Genomic DNA, 10,292 nt, shown 5'->3' with positions numbered 1-10,292 from the left:
TACGTAATGCTCGAACTCACCAGCAACACGAAGATCACCGCGGCGCCCATCCGCGCTGCCGTGTCGAGTTTCCCCGACACGCCCAGGAACGGGCATATGCCCAAGAACACCATCAGCACGATGTTGTTGATGATGAAGGAGTCTATAAAGATGAACAACAACGAAGACTGACTCATGACGTTGCTTCCTTGTTCGCCTTGCGTTGTTTACGTTCACGCCAAAATCCAAATAACAGGAGCCACGTTCCCAGCGTCAGGAACCCCCCGCTCGGCAACAGAAAGATAACCCACGGTTCGAAATTCGAACCCATCACATGAAACCCGAGAAGACTTCCATTCCCAAGGAGTTCGCGCACGCTCCCGAGGCACAGCAGCGCGAACGTGAACCCCACGCCCATGCCCAGCCCATCCAGAATCGACTTCCACACCGTATTCTTGGATGCGAACGCTTCCGCGCGCCCGAGAATGATGCAGTTCACGACGATTAACGCGATAAACGCGCCCAGCGCTTTGTACAACGGAATGCTCACCGCCTTAATGATGTAATCGACCATCGTAACGAACGTGGCAATAATGAGAATGTACGTCGCAATACGCACCTGCTTCGGCACAATCTTTCGTACCATCGCCACCAGCGCGTTCGACATGACCAGCACGAAGATCACCGAAAGCCCCATGGCCAGCGCGTTCTTCACCGAATTCGTTATCGCCAGCGTCGGACACATCCCCAGCACCTGAACGAACACGGGATTTTCCTTCCACAGTCCGTTCAACAGGACGTTCATGTCGTCCGATCGCGCTTTCGTGTCGTTCATTTCGATCCCGCCTTCACAATCATATCCAGATTCTTCTCGATCAAAGGCACAAACCGCTCCGCACTGCTATTCAAGATCTTCCCGACCGTCCTCGACGAAATCGTCGCCCCCGATATCGCGTCAATCTGCCACGGCTGCGACTTGCTGCCGTGCTTCACCGTTACCAACGCGTTTGCGAGCTTATCGCCTGCCGCGTCCAACTTCGCGTCGAGGCTTTCGAAGTTCTTCAGGAAATCCTGGTCGTACGCGATCTTGTCGCCCAGCCCCGGCGTCTCGCGGCTGTCCAACACCTTGAACCCAATGATGGCTTTCTTCTCCGGCGAATACGTGTACAGCACGCGAACCGTGTCCGCGTACCCTCTGCCACTCCCCTCAATGGCAATCCCCAGCAGCTTTCCCGAACCGTCATACCCCGCGTACATCTTCGGGAGCGGCCCCTCGGGCGACTCCAGCGGTGTCAGTTGCCCGCTTGCCTCCACGCCAAAGATTGCTTGCGCGGCCGCCCCGGGAATCACTTCGAATACCGATTCCTTCACAATGGTGGCCTGATTCTGCAAGATCGCCGACAGCGTCAACTGATACACAATCACGATCAGCAATCCGCAAATCGTGCCGACGCCCGTCATCACTCCGATCATTTGTGCGCTGTTGCCCGAGTCCACCTTTCCAGGCGGCACGGCCCGTTCCACGTCCGCCGTCATTTGCTGCGAAGCTCCCGATACGTTCCGTATACACGCGGCTGAGTATACTGATTAATAAGTGGAGTCAACGCGTTCCCAAGCAGAATCGCGTACATGACTCCTTCTGGCAATCCTCCCAACACCCGAATGGAAACCGTTATAGTTCCAATCAGAATCGCATAGATCCACACTCCGAGCGGCGTCGACGGCGAACCCACCATGTCGGAGGCCATGAAGACCGCTCCCAACATCAGCCCCCCTGAGCACAGCGTGAAGAAGGGGGGAGGATACTTGTCCGGGCTTAGCGCATAAAACCCTGCGCTCAGCAAGAACGCACTCGATACGACCCCAACCGGGATTCGCCAATCCATCATTCCACGGTACACAAGATAGGCGCCGCACAACAGAATCAGAAAGGCCGACGTTTCACCCGTCGACCCCGGTGACATACCAAAGAACAAATTCGAGATCGGCGTGGACGCATGCTCGAACTTCATCATGGTTAACGGAGTCGCGCCCGAAAAGGCGTCAATCGACAGCGGATGTATGTATCCCGCGGCCGTTTCGGCTTTCATGAACGGCAGCGAGAGCGTCGGCAGCAACACGTGCAGAAATCGATCGGGCGACCATACCGACGGCCAGAACGAAGGACTCCACGTGGTGATTGCTACCGGAAACGCAGCCTGTAGAAAGGCCCGGCCCACAAGCGCCGGATTGAACGGGTTATGTCCCAGCCCTCCAAACAACATCTTGCCCAACGCGATGGACACAAAACCGCCCACGGCGGCCATCCACAGCGGAAGGCCCGGCGGCAGAGTCAACGCGAGCAAGATTCCCGTTATCAGCGCGCTATAGTCGCCGACCGTCGATTCCTTGCCCGACATGCGGCAGAAGAAGTGCTCCGTCAAGATGCACGCGAGCGGCGCGGTCACAATCAGCAGAAACGCGCTCAAGCCAAATGTGAACACGGCAAATGCGCACAACGGCATCGTGGCATACACCACATTCAGCATGATCTGATCGGTGCTTACCTTCGCCTTGAAGTGCGGCGACGTGTTCAACTCGATCGCGCGAATCTCTACACTCATGATGCCGACACCTTTCTATCGCGCACAACTGATTTCGCCACCCGGAAATGCTGCACAAGAGGAATGTTCGACGGACACACGTACGAGCAGCATCCGCATTCGAAGCAATCCATCAGATGATACTGCTCCGCCATCATGTCATATTCCTGTTTCTTTGCCAAAAGCCCCAACGTCGATGGATTCAAGTGCATCGGACATGCTTGGATACACGACCCGCACTTGATGCAGCCAAATTCCTTCTTGTCCCGCGCCAATCGCGAATCACCCCGCGGAAACACGAGAATACCCGTCACGCCCTTGGTCACCGGCACATCCACGCTTCCCACACTGACGCCCATCATCGGACCGCCAAAAAGGAACTGCGCGTCGGGATCGTCGAACCCGACTTGTTCCAGCACAAACCGAAGCGGTGTTCCCAGCGCTACCAGGTAATTCCCCGGACGACTCACCGACGGACCCGACACCGTGACGACGCGTTCGATCAGCCCCTGCTTTCGAGGAAGCAACTCGCCAATCTGCGAAAGGGTTGCGACATTAAACACCGCGACCCCCACGTCCACCGGCAATTTCCCCGACGGCACCTCGCGATTTACCAGCGCCTTCGACAGCATCTTCTCGGCGCCCTGCGGATACTTCGCCTCGACGACCTCGATGGCCACATCCAGGCCCGCGGGCTTCGTGGCGCGCAAATGCTCCACCGCATCCAGCTTGTTGTGTTCCACGCCGATGATCACGCGCTCCGCGCTCATCGCGCGTTTCACAATACGGATGCCTTCAAATAGATCCCCGGCCCGTTCCAGCATGATGCGATGGTCGGTCGTCAAATACGGCTCGCATTCGCAACCGTTGACGATGATCGTATCCACACGCTTGTTGTCAGGAACTGCCAGCTTCACGTGGGTGGGAAACGCCGCGCCTCCCAACCCCACGACGCCCGTATTCTGTACCGCCTTGACGATTTCAGCGGGCGCCAATGTATCCACATCCACATGCGTGCCGTAGAGTATCTCCTGGCTCGCTCCGGGATACTGACGAACGATGATCGCGGGACTCATTCCCCCGCGCACATCCCTCGCAAGACCAATCTTCAAAATGACTCCCGAAACCGGCGCATGCATCGGCACCGACACGAAACCGCCCGCTTCCGCGATCGGCTCGCCGCGCACGACTTCCTGTCCTTCGCGCACGATGGGGCGGGCGGGCGCGCCCGTGTGTTGGGAAAGAGGAATGATGAACTCCGGGGCAAATGGCAATCGGCGTATCGCTTTCGCTTGGGTCAGCTCCTTCGCTTCCGGTGGATGCACCCCGTGCGAGAAGGTCTTGCGTGAGCCAAACCCAAGAAAACGTTTCATATGCCAAGCCCCGTCTTTGCGTACGTCGGCGCACCCCCCTACCGGAGGTGCGCCGACTATCGAATTCCCCTCTACATGTAGCTGCAAGTCAACTAGCCGTTATACTTCGCGGCTCGCTTAATCAGTTTCTCGACGTCTTTCTCAGAGCGATCCTTCGGCATGCCGGGTCTAATCGCTCGCGCGGCGCATTTCTCCGCCGCCTTCACCAGGTCGCGGAACGGACCGGCCTTGCCGTCCTTGATATATGCCTGCTTCTTGTCGTTCCACGCAAACACCTTCGGATTGACCAGCACGCACTCTCCACAACCTGTACACGCCGAAGAATCAAGGATCGGATCCATCGCGCCATCTCCCGAAGCCGCCGCTGCTGCCGGCGCCGCCTGTTGTGCCGTAGTTGCCGCCGCCGAGCCATTGTCCGCGCCCGCGCTCTGCGGTGCTGCTTCCATAACCGGAGCGCTCGCGAGCATGGCCACTGGCAGCGTCGCGCCGTTCCCGGCGCCGCCCATCAGTTGAAGCAAGCCCGTGGTGAGCTGCTGTACCGCTTCCATCTTCGCCTGTACCTTGATCGCATCCACGTCCACGACCTTGCCAACGCCCGCAAGCGATCGCAGCAGGCCCCAGAAATCGCGACGGTCTTCGCTCGCCAGAACCAGTGGCTCCGCCACGATGACCCGCGCCAGGCGGTTCCTGCGATCCACGGCCCACACGAACGGGAACTTGCCTTCCCGATCGTCTTTGCTCATTTCCAGGTACTCCGCGATCGGCACCATGTTCTCGTTCCACGTGTCCCGCGGAGCCGTCTTGAAGTGCTTCCGGAAGCGCGCTTCCGTTATCGCGAAGTCCGCGAACGTCAGCGGCAGCTCCATCTTTCCGGGCTCGCCGTTTTCGTCCACGTACGTCAGTGTATACGTCGGCCACACATTGTCCTGCGCGGGGTTGCCATCCAGATTCAGGCACTCTTTCCAAGTTCTTCCCAAATCCGGGTTGAACATGTAAATCGGATACGCGCGCGATTCCAGCGCCAGCTTCGCCTGGTGCTTACCCAAGTCGTCCGCAATACCGTGCTCAGGCATACACGGACAGTGCACGTTGAACAGGGCCGGCCGCCGCGAATTCAATCCGCGGATGAACCCTTCGATCAGGTGCGCCGTGTTGGCCACGCTGCCTTGAAGCACGTAGCTCGTACGATGGGCCATTGCGATAAGGCCGATCTCCTTGCGGATTTCCTCCTTGCCCTTGTGGGCCTTGCCGTATTGCGCCATGTCCGAAACCTGTCCCGTGAATCCCGACGTGCACGCCTGGCCACCCGTGTTCGAGTACACCTGCGTGTCGAGCGCCATCACGCGAATCGGCTTTCCGGACATCATCATGCGCGACAAGTTCTGGAACCCGATATCGTACAGCGCTCCATCACCCCCAACTGCCACCACCGGCGGGCACAACAAGAACTCTTCATCCGTAAACTTCGTCCAATCGAAATACCGGAACTTGGCGTCATGCTCTTGCGGCTTGTACGTGCCCGCAAGTTCCATCTCCGCCATGCGAATCGCCTTGAAGCCCTCGGCCATCTTCAGCATGTGGCCTTCGAAGATACCCATCGCCATCGACGTGCTGTCTTGGAACAAGTGATTCGTCCACGGGAACGGATACGGGTTGAAGGGGAACGTAGATGCCCACACCGACGTACAACCCGTGCTGTTCACCATACCCAGCGACGTCCGGCCCCGGCCTGTCGTGCCCTTCGTGTACTGCCACTTCAAATGCTTCAACTTCGCAAGTAGCTGCGTCGTCCGCTTCAACCAATCGCTATCCAACGGCACGCTCACCTTGCGCGTATCGAGCGCGGCCGTCAGGTTCGACAACGTAAGGTCCTGATTCTTCAGCGTGTTGATCGCCGACACCATCGCGCTCGTATCGCCAACGTCAACCGACTCCACCAGGCGCAGGCGAATGTGCTTCTCCAACCCCTGAATCAGGGTGTCGATCTTGTCCAGGTGCGCCTTCACGCGCGGCTGCATCAGCGCTTCCACCGTCGCCGTGAAGATGTGAAGCACCGACTTCTCTACGCAGCCCAAGCACGCGCCGTCGCCGCCCACCATCGTCTTGTAACAATTCTTGTCGAGCAGCAGCGTCTCCAGCGCGCCAACCGCGTCATCGAGATCGTCAATACGAACGAAGTCTTTTGAAGTGTTCGGCAACGCCAACCAGAATTCCCAGTTCTTGCGCAACGTCTCGACCGTCTCCGGCGTCTGGACTTGAATGCGCAGCGCATCATCCGGGCAGACCTGGATGCACTCACGGCAGCCCTTGCAGGTGTACGGATCGATCGTGATCGAGAGCAACCCGCCGCTACCCTTCGATTCCTTCTCCTTCACCGAGAAGAATGGCTTCGTAATGGCGAACTTGTAGTCCTTCATGGCTTCATGCATTGCGGCCAGTTCCGCCGCAAGGTCCGCCTTGTCCGCTTCCGGCAACGCATATTCGTTCTTCGTCGCTTCAATCGCAATCGCGAGATACGCATCCACCGACGCGTCTTCGTTGCCCGCGTTCATCAAATCGCGCAGCTTCTTCTCCAGCATCGGTACGGTCTTGCGCGCATGCTGAATCTTCTTGCCGCCGTTCTCGACAACCGTGATCGCCGTGTTGAGAATCTCGGAAAGGCTGTTGACCAATCCCGGAATGGCCGAGTCCGGACAAATCGTCCAGCACGAACCGCATCCCGTACACTTCTGCGGATCCCACACCGGGTGATCGAAACGAATACCCGTCATGTCACGAAACACGCCCGTCGCCGCCGGGATAAAGCTCAACCCGATAAACGGATCGGTCAGATTGTCTCCACCCTTACCCGTGGCATAAAAACTACCGGTCTGTTCCCAGAACCGGTGTATATCGGTCGTTGCCGTCTCGCTCGCAGGCGACTGCTTCAGCATGATCGGCATCGACACAGGCTTTCGCGCGGCCGCCGATGCGTCATCGACCACCGTCTTGTCCTTGATCTCGTACGATTCAATGAAGCCGCGACGCACTACCTTCACGTTGTCTTCCACAACGCGCCGGCCCTTCGCGCCAAACTTGTGCTCAAGCTGATCTTCGATCGCCTTGAACAACGCTTCTTCCGTCAGATTCGCCTGTTGCATCACCGGCGACGCATGGAAGAATGCGCCCATGAACGCGATACCCTGCATGCGGAACTGCAATTCCGGATCCGACGCGATCTCACGCGCGATCTTGAAGCCGTCCACATAGAACACCCGAATATCGTTCTCGATGATCATCTGCTGATAGCGACGCGGAATCTGCTGCTTCCACACTTCCTCCGGCGATTCCAGTTCACTCTGGATAATGAAGACGCCGCCCTTCTTGAGGCCGGCGAGAGGATTCGAATGCCCGAACACGTTGGGATCTGGCGACAGCACCACGTCCACATAGAAATATTCGCAGTTGATCTTGATGGGTTCCGGAGCCGCCGAAAGGTAATACGTCGTCGGCTGACCCTTCTTCTCCGAACCGTACTTCGGGTTCGCCTTGATGTGATAACCCAGCAGGTCGAACAACGTCATTGCCAGGTTCTTACCCGTCGTGATCGCGCCCCAGCCGCCAATCGAGTGGAACCGCACCGTCACGCTGCCCTTCGGCATCAGGTTCGGGTTCTCGCTACCGTGCACCGCGAGATCCTTAACGTGCGGATACGCGTCCAGTATCTGCTGCTGATAGATCTCCTGCTTCGGCGTGAACGGCTTGTCATGCACAAAATCGATCGACAGATAGAACATCTTCTTCTGCTTGCCGGTCGGCAGCATGTTTTCCACCGCGCCAATCAGCGCTTCCGGCTGAAGGTCGCGGCTGCCCATGCCGAACGAACCCGAATACAACGGCGGCATTTCCTGCGGCTTCGTGAATGCGATGTATCCCGGATACACCGGCCCGCTGCCGTTCGCGCGCCCATTTTCGATGGAACGCGTCAATGCCGCGCGCACTTCCTTCATCAACGGCAAGTCAATCGCCAACGGCTGATCGGTGCGCTCAAGAATCGTCACGCCCTTCTTGCCCTTGAGGATCGGCCCAAGCAACTCGCCCGGGAACGGGCGGAACATCGTCAGATTCACGACGCCGACCTTAAGTCCACGCGTCTCGCGCAGATAATCCGCGACCGCTTCCGCGTTCGATACCACGCTGCCCTGGCCCAGAATCAGGTAATCGGCATCGTCGGTCTTGTAACACGACACACGGCGGTAGCGCCGTCCCGTCAGTTGATAGAACTCTTCCATGCACTGATCGGTGATCTCGGCGATGTGATCGAAGAAGAATGGACGCTGGGCAGCCACGCTCTGCATGTACGAGTCCTGGTTCTGCACCACGCCCGCCATGACCGGATTGTCCACCGTCCACACTTCCGGAACCCGGCGGCGCGTAGGTCCGAACAGCAACCGCTGAGCCGGAGTCGGCGTGTCGATGATGTCTTCCGGATGGCCAAGGTATTCCTCGATAAGCGCTCGCTCGGGCACCACCAACGATTCGATCAGGTGCGTCGTCAGGAAACCGTCCTGCGCGCAAATGCCCGGATTCAGCGACAATTCGGCAATCTTGTGGCTGATGATGTTCAGATCGCACGCTTCCTGCACGTTCTTGCCAAACAACTGGAAGAAGCCCGTGTCGTCGATGCAGTGGTAATCGTCATGCCCAGCGTGAACGTTCAGCGTTGCCTTCGTGATGGCCCGGCAACCCATGTTCAACACGTACGTCAGGCGCTTTCCTACTGCCCCGTACAACGATTCGTGCATGTACACGATGCCCTGCCCGGAAGAGAAGTTCGTGGCGCGCAACCCGGTCATGGACAAACCAGCCGTTACCGCCGCCGCCGCATGCTCGCCTTCCGGCTCGATGAAGATCAGCGGTCGCCCGGAAACATTGATATGCCCCGCGGCCGCGTTCTCCGCCCAATACTCGCCCATCTGGGTCGACGGAGTGATGGGGTAGGCCCCTGCTGCATCCGTGGATTCGCGCTCGCACATGATAACGGCCGTATTACCGTCCATCGCATCGCGCACCCCCGGGTACTTCACCGACTTCTTCTCTTCTGATTTCATCTCGATACCTCTGCTAGATTCGCCGTCCGATGACCGGGCTTATCCCATCCCATCGGCCGTCCTGGTCTGAAACTCGGTTACTCCCCTTGACTATCCCACTGGAATCGGCGGCAACGGTGATCGCCTCGTGATCCTTCTCGCTGAAGCCCCTTTCACGGAACCCCGTCGCTCGTCTATCCATACAATGGCTCCCGTCGGACACCGCTGAATGGCGTCCTCGGATGCCAGAGCATTCTTGCTGTAGTCCACTACCGCCAGATTCTGACGTATGGAAACCAAACCCGGCGCCGCGTCCATCGCGCACAAACCGCAGCCCGTACATGCCACATCGCATTCGCGCTCTGCCTCTTCGCCGTGCGCCAGGCTCTTGCACGCCACCCAAAGCCGGTGACTCAGCGGGTGGATGCTGAACAACGCCCGCGGACATATATCCACGCATGCGCCGCACGCCGTGCACTTCGATTCATCGACCACGGGCAAGCCGTGCTCATTCATGACAATTGCACCAAAATCACAGACATCTTTGCAATCGCCAAATCCCAAGCACCCCCAAGCACATCCTTTTCCACCGCCGGCGATTAGGTTCGCTGCCCGGCACGTCTGCATTCCCGAGTACACCCCGCGCACACGCGCCACATTCGATCCACCTGCGCACGCCAATCGGGCTACCCGCTTCTCCTCCCGGCCCGCGTCTACCCCTAAAAAACGGGCAATCTTGTTCGTCATCTCTACCGTATTCACCGTGCATTTACCCGGCGAAATCGTTCCGGCCACCGCCTTCTCGGCGAAATTCCGGCAACCCGCGCACCCACACGCTCCGCAGTTGGCGTGGGGGAGTAACTCGTCCACCACGTCGATACGCGGATCCTCATATACATACAGTTTTTTGTTTGCGAATGCCAGAACTACCGACAACCCAAACCCCAGGCAAACCATGATGCCGCCGGCTGTGAGTATCTCATTCAATGACATTGCACTCCCTTGTGGTGTATTGCATCGGTTACGTCGTCAGCTTGCATGCCAGGACTTCATGACAACGTCCGTTTCTATAGTGCAATCCGAGTGCCAGTTTGAGAAGAATTTGGCGGGTATTTTCTAAAGTACATCAAAACAATGACTTACGGCACCGGACAGGCTCTCCGTGAACAACCTATCACCTATTGAAGGAACTCATGGTGACAGTTCTGCGCAGGACACAATTGTCATAAATAGATAAGCCTGCGGAAAGCGTCTCTCCCTGAATTTGCGCCGGCACAACCGAGCGCCCA

Annotated in this window: 7 protein-coding genes; all 7 read right to left on the bottom strand. The window is 58.1% G+C overall.

The features are described from left to right. Positions 1-176 (bottom strand): electron transport complex subunit A (locus K1Y02_22255; protein ID MBX7259102.1); only part of this gene is annotated, 176 nt, incomplete at its 3' end. Continuing rightward, the gene (locus K1Y02_22250) at positions 173-814 is read right to left on the bottom strand and encodes an electron transport complex subunit E (protein MBX7259101.1); all 642 of its coding nucleotides are present in this window, start codon (positions 812-814) and stop codon (positions 173-175) included. The genes K1Y02_22255 and K1Y02_22250, both read right to left, overlap by 4 nt. After that, positions 811-1,515 (bottom strand): FMN-binding protein, encoded by a 705-nt coding sequence (locus tag K1Y02_22245; GenBank protein ID MBX7259100.1) that lies wholly within the window; start codon positions 1,513-1,515, stop codon positions 811-813. Before K1Y02_22245 ends, K1Y02_22250 begins: the two co-directional genes overlap by 4 nt. Further along, a complete protein-coding gene (locus K1Y02_22240) occupies positions 1,512-2,582 on the bottom strand; it encodes an RnfABCDGE type electron transport complex subunit D (protein ID MBX7259099.1) in 1,071 nt (356 codons plus the stop codon). The genes K1Y02_22245 and K1Y02_22240 overlap by 4 nt, the downstream gene beginning before the upstream one ends. Further along, positions 2,579-3,934 carry an electron transport complex subunit RsxC gene (gene rsxC, locus K1Y02_22235; GenBank protein MBX7259098.1) on the bottom strand — a complete coding sequence of 452 codons (1,356 nt, stop codon included), beginning with the start codon at positions 3,932-3,934 and terminating at the stop codon, positions 2,579-2,581. Before rsxC ends, K1Y02_22240 begins: the two co-directional genes overlap by 4 nt. Before the next feature lie 92 nt (positions 3,935-4,026). Continuing rightward, positions 4,027-8,973 carry a 2-oxoacid:acceptor oxidoreductase family protein gene (locus K1Y02_22230; GenBank protein ID MBX7259097.1) on the bottom strand — a complete coding sequence of 1,649 codons (4,947 nt, stop codon included), beginning with the start codon at positions 8,971-8,973 and terminating at the stop codon, positions 4,027-4,029. Between the two features lie 141 nt (positions 8,974-9,114). Beyond that, positions 9,115-9,960 carry an RnfABCDGE type electron transport complex subunit B gene (locus tag K1Y02_22225; GenBank protein MBX7259096.1) on the bottom strand — a complete coding sequence of 282 codons (846 nt, stop codon included), beginning with the start codon at positions 9,958-9,960 and terminating at the stop codon, positions 9,115-9,117. Positions 9,961-10,292: the final 332 nt, after the last annotated feature.

This window comes from Candidatus Hydrogenedentota bacterium (assembly GCA_019695095.1).
Taxonomy (GTDB): domain Bacteria; phylum Hydrogenedentota; class Hydrogenedentia; order Hydrogenedentales; family SLHB01; genus JAIBAQ01.
This window is presented reverse-complemented; position numbering and strand designations above follow the sequence as displayed.